This is a genomic window from Paracoccus aminophilus JCM 7686, assembly GCF_000444995.1.
In the GTDB taxonomy this organism is placed as follows: Bacteria; Pseudomonadota; Alphaproteobacteria; order Rhodobacterales; family Rhodobacteraceae; genus Paracoccus; species Paracoccus aminophilus.
This window is the reverse complement of record NC_022043.1, coordinates 241259-258092: the sequence shown is the minus strand read 5'-3', so window position 1 is coordinate 258092 and position 16834 is coordinate 241259. Positions and strand designations below refer to the sequence as shown.

The 16834-nt window shown below is 62.6% G+C and carries 13 protein-coding genes; 8 read left to right on the top strand and 5 right to left on the bottom strand.

The window, feature by feature from the left end; all coding sequences use genetic code 11:
• Positions 1 to 60 precede the first annotated feature (60 nt).
• Entirely contained in the window at positions 61 to 678 is a 618-nt protein-coding gene (locus JCM7686_RS21235) for an enoyl-CoA hydratase/isomerase family protein (RefSeq protein WP_020953071.1), read from the top strand.
• A gap of 41 nt (positions 679 to 719) precedes the next feature.
• Here JCM7686_RS21235 and JCM7686_RS21230 read toward each other — a convergent pair whose 3' ends face one another.
• The 4 genes from JCM7686_RS21230 to JCM7686_RS21215 form a co-directional block, all read right to left on the bottom strand.
• Positions 720 to 1061, bottom strand: coding sequence for a DUF2853 family protein (locus JCM7686_RS21230; RefSeq protein ID WP_041528352.1), 342 nt, complete (start codon positions 1059 to 1061; stop codon positions 720 to 722).
• A gap of 104 nt (positions 1062 to 1165) precedes the next feature.
• Positions 1166 to 2557 carry an adenosylhomocysteinase gene (gene ahcY, locus JCM7686_RS21225; protein WP_020953069.1) on the bottom strand — a complete coding sequence of 464 codons (1392 nt, stop codon included), beginning with the start codon at positions 2555 to 2557 and terminating at the stop codon, positions 1166 to 1168.
• Positions 2558 to 2665: 108 nt separating this feature from the next.
• On the bottom strand, positions 2666 to 3112 hold the full coding sequence (locus JCM7686_RS21220) for a hypothetical protein (protein WP_020953068.1): 447 nt from the start codon (positions 3110 to 3112) through the stop codon (positions 2666 to 2668).
• Between the two features lie 137 nt (positions 3113 to 3249).
• Positions 3250 to 3816, bottom strand: a complete 567-nt coding sequence (locus tag JCM7686_RS21215; protein ID WP_148292712.1) for a hypothetical protein — start codon at positions 3814 to 3816, stop codon at positions 3250 to 3252.
• A 235-nt stretch (positions 3817 to 4051) separates the two neighbouring features.
• On the opposite strand from JCM7686_RS21215, the gene JCM7686_RS21210 reads away from it, so the two are divergent.
• From JCM7686_RS21210 to JCM7686_RS21200, 3 genes are all read left to right on the top strand, one after another.
• A complete protein-coding gene (locus JCM7686_RS21210) occupies positions 4052 to 4975 on the top strand; it encodes a glucokinase (protein ID WP_020953066.1) in 924 nt (307 codons plus the stop codon).
• 86 nt (positions 4976 to 5061) lie between these two features.
• On the top strand, positions 5062 to 6960 hold the full coding sequence (locus JCM7686_RS21205; protein ID WP_020953065.1) for an autotransporter assembly complex protein TamA: 1899 nt from the start codon (positions 5062 to 5064) through the stop codon (positions 6958 to 6960).
• Positions 6960 to 11471: a translocation/assembly module TamB domain-containing protein gene (locus tag JCM7686_RS21200; RefSeq protein ID WP_020953064.1), complete on the top strand. Its 4512-nt coding sequence runs from the start codon at positions 6960 to 6962 to the stop codon at positions 11469 to 11471. Before JCM7686_RS21205 ends, JCM7686_RS21200 begins: the two co-directional genes overlap by 1 nt.
• A 39-nt stretch (positions 11472 to 11510) precedes the next feature.
• Here the strand turns inward: JCM7686_RS21200 and JCM7686_RS21195 are convergent, their stop codons facing one another.
• Entirely contained in the window at positions 11511 to 12533 is a 1023-nt protein-coding gene (locus tag JCM7686_RS21195) for a LacI family DNA-binding transcriptional regulator (protein ID WP_020953063.1), read from the bottom strand.
• 328 nt (positions 12534 to 12861) lie between these two features.
• On the opposite strand from JCM7686_RS21195, the gene JCM7686_RS21190 reads away from it, so the two are divergent.
• From JCM7686_RS21190 to JCM7686_RS21175, 4 genes are all read left to right on the top strand, one after another.
• Positions 12862 to 13908 carry an ABC transporter substrate-binding protein gene (locus tag JCM7686_RS21190; RefSeq protein ID WP_020953062.1) on the top strand — a complete coding sequence of 349 codons (1047 nt, stop codon included), beginning with the start codon at positions 12862 to 12864 and terminating at the stop codon, positions 13906 to 13908.
• Between the two features lie 75 nt (positions 13909 to 13983).
• Positions 13984 to 14802, top strand: coding sequence for an ATP-binding cassette domain-containing protein (locus JCM7686_RS21185; RefSeq protein WP_020953061.1), 819 nt, complete (start codon positions 13984 to 13986; stop codon positions 14800 to 14802).
• Positions 14799 to 16043, top strand: a complete 1245-nt coding sequence (locus JCM7686_RS21180; RefSeq protein ID WP_020953060.1) for a sugar ABC transporter permease — start codon at positions 14799 to 14801, stop codon at positions 16041 to 16043. The genes JCM7686_RS21185 and JCM7686_RS21180 overlap by 4 nt, the downstream gene beginning before the upstream one ends.
• 27 nt (positions 16044 to 16070) lie before the next feature.
• The gene (locus JCM7686_RS21175) at positions 16071 to 16799 is read left to right on the top strand and encodes an SDR family oxidoreductase (RefSeq protein WP_020953059.1); all 729 of its coding nucleotides are present in this window, start codon (positions 16071 to 16073) and stop codon (positions 16797 to 16799) included.
• Positions 16800 to 16834: the final 35 nt, after the last annotated feature.

Here is a 16834-nt window from a genome sequence, read left to right as displayed (position 1 = left end):
GCGACATAACGATTGGCCGGGTTCTGCCATATCAAAACCGGGCTTCCAAGGAGCGAATTGGTGATTTTACGGGAATTTACAGAGGGTTTGGGCATTGTGACCCTTGCGCGCACGCATAAGGCGAACTCTCTGACAGAGGATATGCTCCGCCAGTTGTGTGACGTTTTCGACGAAGCGGCGGCACGGCCCGATCTGCGCGCATTGATCCTGACGGGCGAGGGCAAAGTCTTTTCGGCGGGCGCTGATCTTGAAGAGGCCAAGGCCGGGCTCGCGCTCTCGCCGGAATGGGAGCGGCTCTCGTCGCGCGTTGCCGCACTCCCTTGCCTGACGATCGCCGCCTTGAATGGAACGCTGGCAGGTGGCGCCTTTGGCATGGCGCTTGCTTGCGATATTCGTCTCGCCGTGCCCGAGGCGCGGTTCTTTTATCCGGTGATGCGGCTCGGCTATCTGCCGCAGCCAAGCGATCCGGGCCGGTTGGCTGCGCTGGTCGGGCCGGGACGTACGAAAATGGTGTTGATGGCCGGTCAGAAGATCTCGGCGCAAGAGGCACTTGTCTGGGGGCTGGTCGACCGGCTGGTCGCGCCCGAGGATCTGATGGCGGAAGCCAAAGCGTTGACGGCCGATGTACTCACGGCCAAGGCTGCTCATGTCGCGGGGATCAAGCAGATGATCAGCTAGAGCGGCCCTGACGGACCGCTCTAAACTGCATGACGCGCGAATCAGGCGTAAGCCGCCTGTTTCTTGAAATGAACGCAGAGCTGATAGTAGATCACCGCGCGATATTTGTGCCGGTTCGACGAACCATATTTCGTGAGCACATCCTGAATGGCGGCCATCAGCTGGGGCCCATCGGGCAGGCCGAGCTTTTTCTGAAGGTAGTTTTCCTTCACGCGTTCGACTTCCGAGCTGTCTGACGCAGCCACGGTTTCGCTGTCCGCGTTATAGATCGAAGGTCCGCACCCGATCACCACTTTGGTGAGCAGGTCCATGTCGGGGGTCACGCCCAGCTTGTCTTTGAGGTCCGAGGCGTATTTGGCAATCAGTTCGTCACGTTTGCTCATATCATCAGCCATCTGAAAGTGAAGCTAATCCGAGGATGGGCCAGCATCCTCGGATTATCAACATTATAGTGGCGTCCGCCGAGCGGTTGCGCGAAATTCGCGGATCAATAGCGGTAGTGTTCCGCCTTGAACGGGCCTTCGGGGGTGACCCCGATGTAATCCGCCTGCTCTTTCGACAGGGTCGTCAGCTTCACGCCGATCTTGTCGAGATGCAGACGCGCGACCTTTTCATCGAGATGTTTGGGCAGGATATAGACGCCCGGTGCGTATTCATCGCCCTTCACGAAGAGCTCGATCTGCGCCAGCACCTGGTTGGTGAAGCTCGCCGACATCACGAAAGACGGATGGCCGGTGGCATTGCCGAGGTTCAGCAGACGGCCCTGCGACAGCAGGATGATCCGGTTGCCCGAGGGCATCGAGATCATGTCGACCTGATCCTTGACGTTGGTCCATTTGTGGTTGCGCAGCGCCGCGACCTGAATTTCATTGTCGAAATGGCCGATGTTGCCGACAATCGCCATGTCCTTCATCTCGCGCATATGCTCGAGCCGGATGACGTCCTTGTTGCCGGTGGTGGTGACGAAGATATCGGCCGAAGCCGCGACATCTTCCAGCACCACGACCTCGAACCCGTCCATTGCGGCTTGCAGCGCGCAGATCGGATCGACCTCGGTCACTTTCACACGCGCGCCCGCGCCTTGCAGCGAAGCCGCGCAGCCCTTGCCGACATCGCCATAGCCGCAAACCACCGCGACCTTGCCCGCCATCATCACATCGGTGGCGCGGCGGATGCCGTCCACGAGCGATTCCTTGCAGCCATATTTGTTGTCGAATTTCGACTTGGTGACCGAGTCGTTCACGTTGATCGCCGGGAAGGGCAGGCGGCCCTGTTTGTGCAGATCATAGAGGCGGTGAACGCCGGTCGTGGTTTCTTCGGACACGCCTTTGATCGCAGCGCGCTGCTCGGTGAACCAGCCGGGGCTTGCGGCCAGACGCTTCTTGATCTGAGCAAAAAGCGCCTCTTCCTCTTCGCTGGTCGGAACCGCGATCAGATCGGTCTCGCCGGCCTCGACCCGCGCGCCGAGCAGGATGTAGAGCGTCGCATCGCCGCCATCGTCGAGGATCATATTCGCGGTGCCTGCGGGGAATTGGAAAATCTGGTCGGTATAGGACCAGTATTCCTCGAGCGTCTCGCCCTTGATGGCGTAAACCGGCACGCCCGAGGCCGCGATGGCCGCCGCCGCATGGTCCTGGGTCGAATAGATGTTGCACGAAGCCCAACGCACATCCGCACCAAGCGCCGTCAGCGTTTCGATCAGCGCGGCGGTCTGGATCGTCATGTGCAGGCTGCCCGCGATGCGCGCGCCTTTCAGCGGTTTGCTCTCGCCATATTCGGCGCGCAGAGCCATCAGGCCCGGCATTTCGGTTTCTGCAATATCAAGTTCCTTGCGACCGAAATCGGCAAGCGAAATGTCACGGATGATATAGTCGGTCATGGCCGGTTCCCGCATGAAAATGTCAGGCGCGGGCTTAGCACTGCATCGGTAAAGTTACAATGAACGGGCGGGGACTGAGCGAATCTGCGCTCCGGGCGGAGGCCGGGATCAGCTCTTGAGCCCGGCCTGATGATAGTAAAGCTCGGGACTGGAATGTTCGCTATAGCCTATCCCCGAGGCGACGACGCAGCTTGTCCGGTCAGACCGGTTCAAGACCAGCGTCCAGGTCCCCATCACGTTCGAGCCCCAGAGCGTGGTGCCATCTGTGCCCTGCGCGACCAGCTTTTCGTCGAATTCCTGCTTGAGCGTTCGCGCCAAGGCGGGGGCGTGGTCGCAATAGGGCTGATCGACCTTGGCATCGCGCGACAGCGGCAGAGTGCGTGCGATTTCCATCACCTGACGGGTGTCGAGCCCGGCAATCGCGGACCAACCGCGCGGATTGGCTTCATTTTCGGCCTTCGAGGTGATGGCTGCGAAGGTTGGCATGCCGGTCAGGGCGATCGCGGTGGCAAATGCCGCGGCGACCGCAGTCCGGCCGAGGCTGTGTTTGCGCATCGGTCTTTCCTGCATTCGTCGTTTGAAGGAAAACCTAGAAAATGCGGGGAAAGTTCCTCGCGACGGCGCGTCACTTCTCCTTGCGCGGCCTGTGCTGGCGCGGTGTAAAAGCCGTGTAACGCCCTCAGCGACGGGGCTTAAACCGCCGAGGCGAAGGTGCGCATCTGATACTCGATCGGAATTGCCGAACGCCAAGCCGTACCAGCGAGAAAAAACGCGATCTCTTCTGTTCGTGCACCGATGGCGAGGTCGATCTCTGTGCCATGATTGTTGGCCGACGGGCCGATGAAGACATTGGAATCGGTCCAGCACATCTCGTTGGCGACAGCGGTCCATGCGCTGGCGCGTTCTGCGCCATGGGCTTTCGTCTGGGCGTTGCGGGCGAGGGGCTCGACGCCGAAATGCGAGAAGACTTGCGAGATCAGGCCATAGACCTCGCGCGAGGACGGATCGGGATTGAGACGCGCGCAGGCAAGGGCAAAGCTCTTGATCGTTTCCCAGGAGATGATGTGGCGGCGATGCAGTTGATTGAGCGTGCCCTGTTCGAGCGCGAAACGATGCTCTCGGATGAAGGTCGCCAATGAGGTGTGATTGGCGTATTGGGAAAGAAGGAACCCTTCGACGAGACGGGCGCTGAAGGCGTCGGTTCGCGCCGGTCGGCCGGGTCCGGACCAGTAATATCCGACACCGGGCTGATAGTTCATCGGCATATCTGTCTCTCCGCTGGTTGGCTCGCGGCATTTTCGCCCAATATGTTCGATATGCCAGCGAGTGGCCGAGCCCTAGGCGAAAGCTCGCCAAGCGCCTTATCAGGGTTGAGCGGCGGGCAAATCGGCTCGCGTCAGGGCGATGCGCGGGTTTTCTGCGCTGCCTCTCGCCTCAGGGGGCGCAATCGCGTAAACGTCGCTTGGGCTTAACTTTCTGAGGACCGGGGACGATATGGCGATCTTGCTGGCGGATGTAGGCGGAACCAATGCACGGCTGGCGCTGGCACGGGACGGGCGGGTCGATCCGGCCTCGGTCACGCGCTTTCGCGGCGATGATTATCCGAGCTTTGACGATGTCATCCGCGCCTATCTGGACCAACAGGGGCATCCGGCGCTTGAGGCGGTCTGCGTCGATGTGGCGGGCCCGGTCTCTGGCGGGGTGGCGCGGCTGACCAATCGCGATTGGGATTTCACCGAGGCGCGGCTGCGCGAACTCACCGGCGCTCCCGTCGCGCGGCTGATCAATGACCTGACCGCGCTTGGCTATGCGACGCCCTCGCTCGGAGAAGACGGCGTCACGGTTTTGCGCGCCGCGCCCGAGACGCGTCCGCGCAATGGTCAGGCTTTGGTTGTCAATGCCGGGACCGGCTTTAACGTTTGCGCGGTCAAGGTGTTGCCTTCGGGCGGCATCGTCTGCCTTGAGGCGGAAGAGGGCCACACCCGGCTGCCGGTCAATATCGCGACCCGCCTGCTGATCGAATTGGGCGAGCGCGCCGCGCCCTTCACCTCGACCGAAGAGCTTTTTGCGGGCCGTGGTCTGGCGCGTCTGCACGAGGCGCGCACCGGCGAGACCGGGATGCGCGCCGAGGATGTCGTGACCGCTGCGACCGCCGGTGACCCCGAGGCGTTGCGCACCCATTTGCTTTATACGGAAATCTTCGGGATTCTCTGTCGCGAGCTTGCCATGCGCTTCATGCCGATCGAGGGCATGTATCTGGCGGGCTCAGTGGCGCGCAGCTGCGCCGACCGCATGGATGTCTTCGGCCCGGCCTTCCTCTCGGACCCGCTGATGCGCCAGATCCCCGAGCGGGTTCCGGTGCTGATGATCCGCGACGATCTGGCCGCGCTCTATGGCTGTCTTGCCGCAGTCGGTTGAAAAACGCTGGCGAAGGACTTCACGGGTTGGACTCTGGGCCGGAATTTGGCAAGTTTGTTGCAAAACGCGCAAAAGGACGGGCAGGGATGAAGCGGGTAATCGGCATCGGAGCGGCGGCAGCGCTTGGCTTGGGAACCTTGGCAAGCGTGGCCCATGCGCAATCTTCGTCCTCATCCTCCTCGATGTCTCCGGCATCTTCACCCTTTTCCGGCCTCTTCGGTGGCAAGAAGGGCAATGAGAGCTCTCCGGTCGATCTGAACTTCAAGATCACTGGCGGCGATGCCGATTCGATGGATTCGGCGCTGAAGCAGGCCTCTCTGTTGGAAAGCGCGCAAGAAGAGGGTCGGGTCACCGGTCAGGATCTTCTGGCGGCGGCGCGCGCTGATTATGCGCGTCTGCTCGGCGTGCTTTATGATGCGGGCTATTATGATGCGGTGATCCGGATCACGCTCGACGGGGTTGAGGCGGCACAGGTCGCGACGCTGGACGCGCCGCCGGTTGTCAAACGCGTCGATGTCACCGTGGTGACCGGCAACCGCTTCAAGTTCAGCCGCGCTCAGATCGCGCCGGTCGCGCCGGGCAGCGAAATTCCCAAGGGTTATGCGGTTGGCAAGGTCGCGGGCACCGGCATCATCAAACAGGCCGCGACCAAGGGCGTCGAGGGCTGGCGCAATGCCGGTCACGCCAAGGCAGATGTCGCCGAAACCCAGATCACTGCCAATCACGAGGACCATCGCGTTGACAGCCGGGTCGTGCTGACCCCCGGCCCGGAACTGACCTTCGGCAAACTGACCATTCGGGGCTATGAGCGCATGGACCCGCGCCGTCTGCGCAAGATCGCGGGCTTTCCCGAAGGCGAGCGCTTCGATCCGGCCAAGATCGACGACATGCGCAAACGCCTGCGCCGCAGCGGGGTTTTCTCGGCGATCACCTTGACCGAGGCGGACGGCGTCGGGCCGGGCAATACTCAGGATGTCGATCTGCTGGTCATCGAGCAAAAGCCGCGCCGGATTGGCGGCGGCTTCGAGATTTCCAGCTACGAGGGCGTCATGCTGTCGGGCTATTGGATGCATCGCAACCTCTTCGGCGGCGGTGAGCGGCTGCGTTTCGATGCGCAGGTCGCCGATATCGGCGCGAAGACCTCGGGGCGGGATTATTCGCTCGGCGTCCGTCTCGACCGTCCGGCGACGCTGAACGCCGATACGACGGGCTATCTCCAGTTCCAGCTGCAGCGCCTGCGCGACGAGGATTACGATCTCGACGGCGCGACCTTCGGCTTTGGCTTCACCTACCTGCCGAGCGATCGCTTCAAGGCCGATGCCGCTTTGCAATATTCGGCGCAGCGTGTGAATGACGAAGGCGAAAAGACGAATTTCCGCTTCTTCTCGTTGCCGATGTCGGTCACCTGGGACAAGCGCGACAACGACACCGATCCGAAGCGCGGCTATTGGCTTCAGGGCAATCTCATTCCCTTCTTCGGCCTCAAGGGCACGGGCACCGGGGCCAGCATCGCGGGCGAGGGGCGCAGCTATTTCAGCTTCCTGCCGCAAGACAAGTTGACGCTCGCAGGGCGTTTGCGCCTAGGCACCATTGTCGGCTCGAATATCGAGGACACGCCGCGCGACTATCTGTTCTATTCGGGCGGCGGTGGCACCGTCAGGGGGCAACCCTATGAATCGCTGGGGGTCGAGGTCATTCCCGGTCCCAATGGTCCGATCCTGACCGGCGGCATGAGCATGGCCATTGTTTCGACCGAAATGCGCTATCAGCTGCGCGAAAAGATCGGCCTTGCGGCTTTCGTCGATGCGGGTCGGATCTGGGCCGAAAGCGGCTTTTCGGGCTCGAATGATTGGCAGGCCGGTGCGGGCGTGGGTGTGCGCTACAAGACCCCGATCGGACCGTTGCGCTTTGACGTCGCGGGTCCCGCGGGCGGCAATACGGGCAAAGGGGTGCAGGTCTATCTCGGTCTTGGGCAGGCGTTCTGATGCAGATGATGATCCTTCCCCGCTTCATGCTCCGCCTCGCCATGGCCTTTTGGCTGCTGGCCGTAGTCACCCCGTTTGCCCAAGCTCAGTCGGCGGCCGAGATCTCGGCCCAGACAGAGGATGACAAGGGCTTCATCACGCGCTTCCTGCAAGAAAAGCTCTCGGGTGCGGGGCGGCAGGTCACGATTGACGGGTTTGAGGGCGCGCTGTCCTCGACCGCGACCTTCACCCGCATGACCATCACCGATGATGACGGGGCCTGGATCACGCTGGAAAACGGCGCGATCCAATGGACGCGCTCGGCGCTCTTCGCGGGCCGGGTCTCGATTCAAGAGCTGTCGGCCGAGCGGGTCATCCTGCCGCGTCTGCCGAAAGGGGACGCTTCGGCGCCTCAGGCCGAAACCCGTGAGTTCAAGCTGCCGGAACTGCCGGTTGGCGTGAATATCGAACATATCAATGTCGGCCGGGTCGAGCTGGGCGAACCGGTGATCGGTGTCGCCGCGACGGTGTCGATCGACGGTTCGATGCGGCTTTCGGGCGGCGAGGGCGAGGCGAAGCTGACGATCAACCGCGTGGACGGGCCGCGCGGTCAGTTCGCGCTGGATGCGAATTTCTCGAACGAGACCCGGATTCTGAAATTCGGGCTTGATCTCGATGAAGATGCCAACGGGCTTTTCGTCAATCTGGTCAATCTCGAGGGCCGTCCTTCGGTCAAAGCCTCGATCAAGGGCGAGGGGCCGCTGAACCAGTTCAAGGCGGATTTGACGCTGGCGACCAATGGGCAGGATCGGATTACCGGCAATCTCGCCATCGAGCCGCAAAATCAGGACAATCTTGCGGGCACCGGCTTCCGCATCCAGATGGGTGGCGATATCGCTGCATTGGTGCCGCCGCAGCACCGCGATTTCTTCGGCACGAATTCTCAGCTTCTGGCCGAAGGCTGGATCAGCGAAACCGGCGAGATGCGGGTTCCGACGATCTCGGTCAAGACCGATGCGCTGAACCTGACCGGCTCGGTCTCGACCAACGAGCAGGGCGCGCCCAAGACCGCACAATTGCTGGTGCTGTTCGGCGAAGACGCCCAGGCGCCGATCTTGCCGGTGCGTCTGCCTTGGGCCGACAAGCCGACGACCGTGCAATCGGGCCGCTTGCAGCTTTCTTATGACGCGACGCGGGATTCAAGCTGGACGCTCAAGGGGCGGGTCGGCCAGATTTCGCGCGAAGAGCTTCAGCTGCAAGAGCTGCGTCTCGACGGGCTCGGCAAGGTCGATCTGACCAATGATGCGCTGAATTCGATCCATGGTTGGGTCGCCTTCGGCATCGACGGTTTGAAGCCCGCCGACGCGGCCTTGGCGCGCGCGGTCGGCGATACGCTTAACGGCGGTCTGAACTTCGACTTCCGCCCGGGCAATGCGCTGCAGCTTTCGGGCGTGAACGTCAACGGCAGCAGCTATGGCCTCAAGGGCGACCTCGCCATGGACGGGCTGTCGAGCGGCATTACCCTTTCGGGCGATCTGACAGCGGCTTACCGTGATCTGGGCGATCTCTCGGGTCTCGCAGGGCGTGAGCTCGCCGGTCGCGGCGAGGCCCATATCGCGGGTTATTACCAGATTTTGACGCGCGGCTTTGACGCCGATGTCCATGTCACCGGCACGGATATCAAGGTCAGCCAGCCGCAAGCCGACCGGCTGCTGGCCGGGCAGTCCACGATTGAAATCAGCGCCCGTCGCGACGAAACCGGGATCGAGCTGCGCAACCTTGCGGTCAATGCGCAAAACCTCACGGTCAAGGGGCAGGGCTATCTCAACAGCAACGCCTCGGATGTGACGGCGACGATTGAGATGCCGAGCCTTGCCGCAGCCGATCCGGGCATGTCGGGGGCGATCCGCGCCGAGGCCAAGCTGAGCGGGCCTGACAAGGCGCGCAAGCTGACGGTGAACGGCAAGGCGGTTGATTTGGTCACGGGCGTGAAGCAGATCGACGGCGCTTTGCGCGGCGAGACCGACCTGTCAGTCATGGCAGCCGAGCAGAACGGCAATTTCGAGCTTGAAGAGCTGACGCTCGCCAACCCGCAGCTTAAGCTCGACGGCGCAGGCAGCTTTGCCACTGGCGCCATTCAGGCCAAGCTCAACCTCGCCGTGGCCAATCTCGCGGTGCTCGAAAGCGGCCTGTCGGGCGGGCTGAATGCGGTTGCGACGGTGTCTGAAAAGGACGGGATCCGCCTGATCACCGTCGACGGCACCGGCCAAGAGCTGCGGCTTGGGCAGGACAGCGTCGATGGCGCGCTGACCGGCGAGACCAAGCTCAACCTTGCTGCCGAACAGCAGGGAGATACATTTACAATCAAGAGCTTCACGCTCAACAACCAGCAGATGGACGCGACCGCCTCGGGGGTTTACGGCCCGGCGAAAACCGATCTGCGCGCCAATCTCAACCTCAGATCGCTCGCTTCGTTCGGGCGCGGCTGGCGTGGTGCGGTGACGGCGGATGCGAGCTTTGCCGATGACGGTTCGGGCGCGCGTCGCCTGACGGTCAGCGGTCAGGGCGAGAACCTCTCCTTCGGGCAGGCGCAGGTCGACGGCGCGTTGGCCGGGACGACCCAGCTCAACCTCAACGGCACCGAGCGCGATGGCGTTTTCACCATCGACACGGCAACGGTCACCAACCCGCGCCTGAATGTCGCGGCGAATGGCAAGGTCGGGAAGGGCGTCACCGATATTACCGCCGAGCTGAATGCGCAGGACCTCCGCTTCCTCGGTCATGGCTTCCGCGGGGCGGTCAAAGCCAATGGCCATGTGCTCGATCAGGGCGGCAATCGCCAGATCACCGCGACCGGCTCGGCCAATGGGCTGGCGATCGGCAATGAAAAGGCGGATGCCCTGCTGCGCGGTCAAACCAGTTTCGACATTGCCGCGACCATGGACGCACAGAACCGTCTGTCCTTCCAGCGCCTGAATGCCCGCAATCCTCAGCTCCAGATCGAGGCGAACGGCGATTCGACCAGCCGGTTGAACGTCAACGGGCGGCTCGCGGATGTGGCTTTGGTCGCGCCGGGCTTTCCGGGGCCGGCGCAGGTCACCGGCACGATTGCCGAGACGCCGCAGAATTTCGCGGTCAATCTCAATGCGACCGCGCCCGGCAACACCCGCGCCAAGATCGAGGGCACGCTCGCGCGGACCTTCCAGACCATGGATCTGCGGGTGAATGGCACGAGCGACATTGGCATCGTCAATCCGATCCTGCGCACCCGCAGCGTCGAAGGGCCGCTGGCGATTGATCTGCGCATCAACGGCAAACCCTCGCTTGAAGCCTTGAGCGGCAGGGTTTCGCTGCGCGGCGGACGGCTGTCCGATCCGAAATTCGGTCTTGCCGTCAGCTCGCTCAACGCCACGGCCGAGCTGAACGCGGGTCGGATTGCGGTCGATGTGCAGGGTGCGGTCGAAAATGGCGGCACGATCACGGCGAAGGGGCCGGTGACTTTGACCGGAGACCGGCCGCTCAATCTGGAAATCGGGCTCAACAATGTCGTGCTGCGCGATCCCAACCTCTACGAGACCCGGGTGCGCGGCCAGTTGACGGTGGGCGGCTCGCTGGTTGGCGGCATGGTGATCTCGGGCCGGTTGAATGTCGGCGAGACCGAGCTGCGCATTCCCTCGACCGGGTTTGGCGGTGCGACCTCGATTCCGGCGATCAAACATCTTTATGATCGCCCGCCGGTGCGCGCCACGCGCGCCAAGGCAGGCCTCGCCGGCTATCCCAGTGCGGATGCGGCGGCGGCGGGGATGAATGGACCGGCGGCGACGGCAGGGGCCAAGCCCGCGCGGCTTGATCTCGTGATTTCGGCGCCGCGTCAGGTCTTTGTGCGCGGGCGCGGCGTTGATGCCGAGCTCGGCGGTGAGATTCGCGTCACCGGCACCTCGGCGCAGGTGATCCCGGTCGGCCAGCTCGAGCTCATTCGCGGACGGGTTGATCTTCTGGGCAAGCGCTTTGACATGACCGAGGGCCTGATCGAGCTGCAAGGCAGTATGATCCCGGCGCTGCGTCTGGTTGCCGAGACGGTGCAGGATGGCGTGACCACCCGCATCATCATCGACGGCGAGGCGCGCGACCCTGAGGTGAAGTTCGAATCCGATCCGGAGATGCCGCAGGAAGAGGTGATCTCGCATCTGCTCTTCGGTCGTGGTCTCGACAGTATTTCCGCGCTTCAGGCCGCGCAGCTTGCCAATGCGATCGCGGTTCTGGCGGGCAAAGGCGGTGAAGGGATCGTCGGCGCGTTGCGCAATGCAACCGGGCTCGACGATCTCGACCTCTCGACCGATGATCAGGGTCAAGTCTCTGTTCGCGCAGGAAAATATCTGTCGAAAAAGCTTTATACCGATGTGCAGGTCGGCCAGAGCGGCAAGACCGAGCTAAACCTCAACCTCGATATTTCGCGCAGCCTGCGCGCGCGCGGCACGGTTGATTCCGAGGGCGATAGCAAGCTTGGCCTCTATTACGAGCGCGATTATTGATCCAAGAGGCGGGGGCGCGCGCGTCCCCGCCGTTCTGCCTCAGGCGCGCCGTCCGCGCAGTGGGATCGGCGGCACCTCGATCCTGCGGATCTCGGGCTTGCCTGTCTCGATCAGGCGAAACAGCGTCGTTAGCATGGTTTCGACATCCTGACGCATCATCACGATGCCGTCGCTCAGCATCTCTGCGAACGGGTCCCAGTCGAAACAACCTAGGCGGATGTCGCCGAGATCGGGCGAATCCGGCTGGCGAAACCAACGAATGACCCCTTCGAGCGAAATCGTTGAATTGACAAAGAGGCCGCGCGGCAGCGGATGTCCGGCGGCGACAAAGCCGCTTAACGCCTCGGCGGCCTTGGTCGCGGCATAGCCGCAGGTGAGGATCTGATGGGGCTCGGGCCGCAGGCCGCGCTCTTCATGGGCGGCCAGAAAACCGCGCAGACGTTCGCGTGTGTTGTGGTCCGAGCCGCGACCGCCAATGAACAGCGCCGGGGAGGGGGCTGCACCGACTGACGCGCGATCAAGAATGTCGCGAGTCAATTCGCGCGCGCCGGTGAAGTTGTCCGAGATCACCGAAGGTGCAAGGCTGCCCGGCAGGTCGAGGTTGATCGTCGGCACCCCCGCCGCACTGCACAAGCGAGAGATGCGGTCGGGATCGGTCGCGCCGGTGCAGACCAGATATTCGACCTGATAGGCCAGCAGAGAGCGCGCCGCCGCGAGCTCCAACCTCGGATCGCGCTGCGTGCAGGTGACGATCGGAAACAGACCGCGCGCCCGCGCCATATCCTCGAAGGTCTGGGCAATCGAGCTGAAATAGCGGTTGTCATACATCGGCAGAATCATCCCGATGATCCCCGACCGCGCCCGCCGCAAGGCCCGCGCCTGCATGTTCAGCGCATAGCCTTGCTCTTCGGCAATGCGGGTGACGTGATTGGCCAAACGCTCGCTGATCCGCCGCTTCTGCCAGCTGCCGTTGAGCACGGCGCTGACGGTGCTCGCCGAGGTTCCTGCCAGTTCGGCAAGATCATGAACGGTGGTCCGGCGGGCCGAAGGCGGATTGGTCACGTTGCGTCTCTCCCTTTCGCGATCTGTCTCTGGCTTGACATTTTTGTGTCTCATATTCTACTTGCACCATCGATTGCGCAAGAGAGCACAATCGATGGTGGAGAGGGATGAGCCGAATGTCGGAAAACAGGACCCCAGCTTGCCAGGTCGTCACGACCGGCGCTGATGCTCTGTTTCCAGAGATTCGGAGAGCTTCCATCTGGCTTTTGGGCGATGTGCCGGTGCCGTTTTTCGCAGGTCCAAGGGCCAAAGTGAGCGGTGTCGGCGCGGCGTGCACATAGGGTTCGGGAAACGGAACCAGACTTTTTCAATGGTGGAGGAAAGACCTATGAAACTCAAAGCGACAATGTTGGCCGGTGCTGCGGTCCTTGCGGGCGGCTTTGCTGCGGGCGCATTCGCGCAGGACGCCGCGACGGTGGCCTTCCTGATGCCCGACCAGGCGTCGACCCGTTACGAAGAGCATGATTTCCCGGGCTTCAAAGCCGAGATGGAAAAGCTCTGCAAAGACTGCAAGGTGATCTATCAAAACGCCAATGCCGACGTGAACCTGCAGCAGCAGCAGTTCAACTCGGTGATCGCGCAGGGCGCGAAGGTCATCGTGCTGGATCCGGTCGATTCGGCAGCCGCTGGCGGTCTGGTCACGCTGGCGCAGTCGCAGGGCGTCAAGGTCATCGCCTATGACCGTCCGATCCCGGACACGCCGGCCGATTTCTATGTCTCGTTTGACAATGAAGGCATCGGCAAGGCCATCACCGATTCGCTGGTTGCCCATCTGAAAGCTTCGGGCGTTGCTGAGGGCTCGGGCGTTCTGGAAATCAACGGCTCGCCCACCGACGCGGCGGCTGGTCTGATCCGCGACGGGATCCACAAGGGCCTCGAAGGCTCGGGCTTCAAGACGCTGGCCGAGTTCGACACGCCGGAATGGGCGCCGCCGAAAGCGCAGGAATGGGCGGCTGGCCAGATCACCCGCTTTGGCGCCGACATCAAAGGCGTGGTTGCGGCCAATGACGGCACCGCAGGCGGCGCGATCGCAGCCTTCAAGGCGGCGGGCGTGAACCCGGTTCCCCCGGTCACCGGCAATGACGCGACCATCGCGGCGCTGCAGCTGATCATCTCGGGCGATCAATACAACACGATCTCGAAACCCTCGGAAATCGTGGCAGCGGCGGCGGCCAATATCACCGTTCAATTCCTGAAAGGTGAGACCCCGGAAGCCAAGACCACGCTTTACAACACTCCCTCGGAGCTTTTCGTCCCGGCGGTTATCACCTCCGAGAACATCAAGGCCGAGATTTTCGACAAAGGCATCCAGACCGCTGCGCAAGTGTGCACCGGCGAATATGCCGACGGCTGCAAAAAACTGGGCATCCAGTAAGCACGGCTGAACCGGCCATCCGACTGGCGCGTTCCGGTCGGATGGCTCTTTCATTTCAACACGGGCGCAAATGGCATGACCGACTTATCATCAGCTTCCCCCGCGCGGGGCGAACGCATTCTGAGCCTGCGGGGCGTGACCAAGAAATTCGGTGCCGTTTCTGCGCTGACCGATATTGAACTCGATGTCCACGCGGGCGAAGTGGTTGCCCTGGTGGGCGACAACGGCGCGGGAAAATCGACGCTGGTCAAGGTTCTGGCCGGGGTGCATCAACCCACCTCGGGCACGATTGAATTCATGGGGAAAGAGGTCAATCTCTCTGATCCCGGCGCGGCCCTGAGCATGGGGATTGCTACGGTTTTTCAGGATCTTGCTTTGTGCGAGAACCTCGACGTGGTCGCCAACCTGTTCCTTGGCCACGAGATCAACCCGCTCGCGCTTGACGAGGTTCAGATGGAGGTCCGGGCCTGGACCCTTCTGAAAGAGCTCGCGGCCCGCATTCCTTCGGTGCGCGAGCCCATTGCCTCGCTCTCGGGCGGCCAGCGTCAGACCGTCGCGATTGCGCGCTCGCTGCTCCTCAATCCCAAGATCATCATGCTGGACGAGCCGACCGCCGCGCTTGGCGTCGCGCAGACCGCCGAGGTTCTGAACCTGATCGAGCGTGTTCGCGATCGCGGGCTGGGCGTCATCATCATCTCGCATAACATGGAAGATGTCCGCGCCGTCGCCGACCGGATCGTCGTGCTGCGTCTGGGCAAGAACAACGGCATTTTCACGCCGGAATCGAGCAATCAAGAGCTCGTCGCCGCCATTACCGGCGCCAGCGAAAACTCGGTGTCGCGCCGTCAAGAGCGCAAGGCCGCCGAGGCCCATCCGCAGGAGAACCTCGCATGAGCCAGACCAATCCCCCCGCCGCCCTCGACCGCAGCGACGAGCGTGTGCGCCATGACGACACGATTGGCGGCGCGCTGCGTGCCTTCATCGATCGCGTCAAGGCGGGCGATCTCGGCGTTCTGCCCGTGGTCGTCGGTCTGATCGTGATTTCGGTCGTCTTCACCAGCCTGAACCCGGTCTTTCTGGCGCCGAACAACCTGGTGAACCTGCTCTTTGATTGCGCGACGGTGGGCGTGATCTCGCTTGGCATTGTCTGCGTGCTGCTTTTGGGCGAGATCGACCTTTCGGCCGGTTCGGTCAGCGGCTTCGCCTCTGCGGTCACGGGCGTTCTTTGGGTGAATATGGGCTTTCCGGTCGCGGTTGCGATTCTGGCAGCCATCTTGGCCGGTTCGGTGATCGGCCTGATTTATTCGCTTCTTTTCAACAAGATCGGGATGCCGAGCTTCATTATCTCTCTGGCCGGTCTGCTGGCCGTTCTGGGGATGCAGCTTTATATCCTCGGCCCGACCGGCTCGATCAACCTGCCCTATGCCTCGCCTTTGGTGAAGTTCGGCCAGATCCTGATCATGCCGAAATGGTTGTCGCATTCGCTGGCGCTTCTGCCCGGCATCGTCATCATCCTGTCAGGTCTCTCGACCGCGAAACGCCGGATCGCGGCGGGTCTGAGCGCGCGGCCGATGTCGCTTCTGCTCGTCAAGGCCGGTGCGATCACGCTTGGCCTTGAATTCGCGGTCTATTACCTGAACCGTGGCCGCGGCGTGCCTTACATGTTCATGCTTTTCGTGGTTCTGGTCGTCGCGCTGCAATATGCGCTGACCCGGACGCAATGGGGCCGCTCGATGTTCGCCGTTGGTGGCAACCGCGAGGCCGCGCGTCGCGCCGGCATCAACGTCAAGCGCATCTATATGTCGGCCTTCATCCTCTGTTCGAGCCTTGCCGCCCTTGGCGGCGTGCTCTCGGCCTCGCGTCTGGCCTCGTCGAGCCAGCAGGCCGGGACGGGTGACGTGAACCTCAACGCGATTGCGGCGGCGGTCATCGGCGGCACCAGCCTCTTTGGCGGCCGCGGCAGTGCCTATTCGGCGCTTTTGGGGATCATCGTCATTCAGGCGATCTCGAACGGGCTGACGCTGCTGAACCTGTCGTCTTCGCTGCGCTACATGATCACCGGCGCGGTTCTGGCGATTGCCGTCATTGTCGATTCGCTTGCGCGCCGGTCGCGTGTGAGCCACGGGCGCGCTTAAGCCGCGCCCACCACAGGAGCTGAAGAAATGGCTGAAGAACTCAAGGGCAAGGTCGCCGCGATCACCGGCGCGGCATCGGGGATCGGTCTGGCTTGCGCGCGCGCGATGCTGGATGCGGGCGCCAAGGTCGTGCTGGTGGACCGCGACGAGAAGCGGTTGGGCGAGCTGGTCGCCGAGCTGGGCCCGAACGCCTTCCCGCTGGTTGTCGATCTGCTGAACCCCAAAAGTGTCGCAGGGATGCTTGAGGGGATCAAATCCCTTGCAGGTGGGCTCGACATCTTCCACGCGAATGCCGGTGCCTACATTGGCGGCCCGATTGCCGAGGGCAATCCCGACGCCTGGGATGTGATGCTGAACCTCAACATCAATGCGGCCTTCCGCTCGGTCCATGCGGTCATGAACCACATGATCGCGCAGAAATCTGGCGATATCATCATGACTTCGTCGGTCGCGGGCGTCGTGCCGGTGGTCTGGGAGCCGATCTACACCGCCTCGAAACATGCGGTTCAGGCCTTCACCCATACCGTGCGCCGCCAGATCTCGCCCCATGGCGTGCGCATCGGCGCGGTTCTGCCCGGTCCGGTCGTGACCGCGCTTCTCGACGATTGGCCGAAAGCCAAGATGGAGGATGCGTTGGCCAATGGCTCGCTGATGCAGCCCAAGGAAGTCGCCGATTGCGTCATGTTCATGCTGACCCGCCCGCGCGGTGTGGTCGTCCGGGATCTGGTGATCCTGCCGAATAGCGTCGACCTCTAAGGTCCGCGCACGCCCTCTCCGCATCCTCCCCTGCG

Bases quoted from the DNA above. Each gene is read 5' to 3' on its own strand.
- JCM7686_RS21215 (WP_148292712.1), bottom strand. From the start codon at position 3,816: ATGAACTATCAGCCCGGTGTCGGATATTACTGGTCCGGACCCGGCCGA.
- JCM7686_RS21180 (WP_020953060.1), top strand. From the start codon at position 14,799: ATGAGCCAGACCAATCCCCCCGCCGCCCTCGACCGCAGCGACGAGCGT.
- JCM7686_RS21190 (WP_020953062.1), top strand. From the start codon at position 12,862: ATGAAACTCAAAGCGACAATGTTGGCCGGTGCTGCGGTCCTTGCGGGC.
- JCM7686_RS21185 (WP_020953061.1), top strand. From the start codon at position 13,984: ATGACCGACTTATCATCAGCTTCCCCCGCGCGGGGCGAACGCATTCTG.
- ahcY (WP_020953069.1), bottom strand. From the start codon at position 2,557: ATGACCGACTATATCATCCGTGACATTTCGCTTGCCGATTTCGGTCGC.
- JCM7686_RS21230 (WP_041528352.1), bottom strand. From the start codon at position 1,061: ATGAGCAAACGTGACGAACTGATTGCCAAATACGCCTCGGACCTCAAA.
- JCM7686_RS21200 (WP_020953064.1), top strand. From the start codon at position 6,960: ATGCAGATGATGATCCTTCCCCGCTTCATGCTCCGCCTCGCCATGGCC.
- JCM7686_RS21205 (WP_020953065.1), top strand. From the start codon at position 5,062: ATGAAGCGGGTAATCGGCATCGGAGCGGCGGCAGCGCTTGGCTTGGGA.
- JCM7686_RS21210 (WP_020953066.1), top strand. From the start codon at position 4,052: ATGGCGATCTTGCTGGCGGATGTAGGCGGAACCAATGCACGGCTGGCG.
- JCM7686_RS21175 (WP_020953059.1), top strand. From the start codon at position 16,071: ATGGCTGAAGAACTCAAGGGCAAGGTCGCCGCGATCACCGGCGCGGCA.
- JCM7686_RS21220 (WP_020953068.1), bottom strand. From the start codon at position 3,112: ATGCGCAAACACAGCCTCGGCCGGACTGCGGTCGCCGCGGCATTTGCC.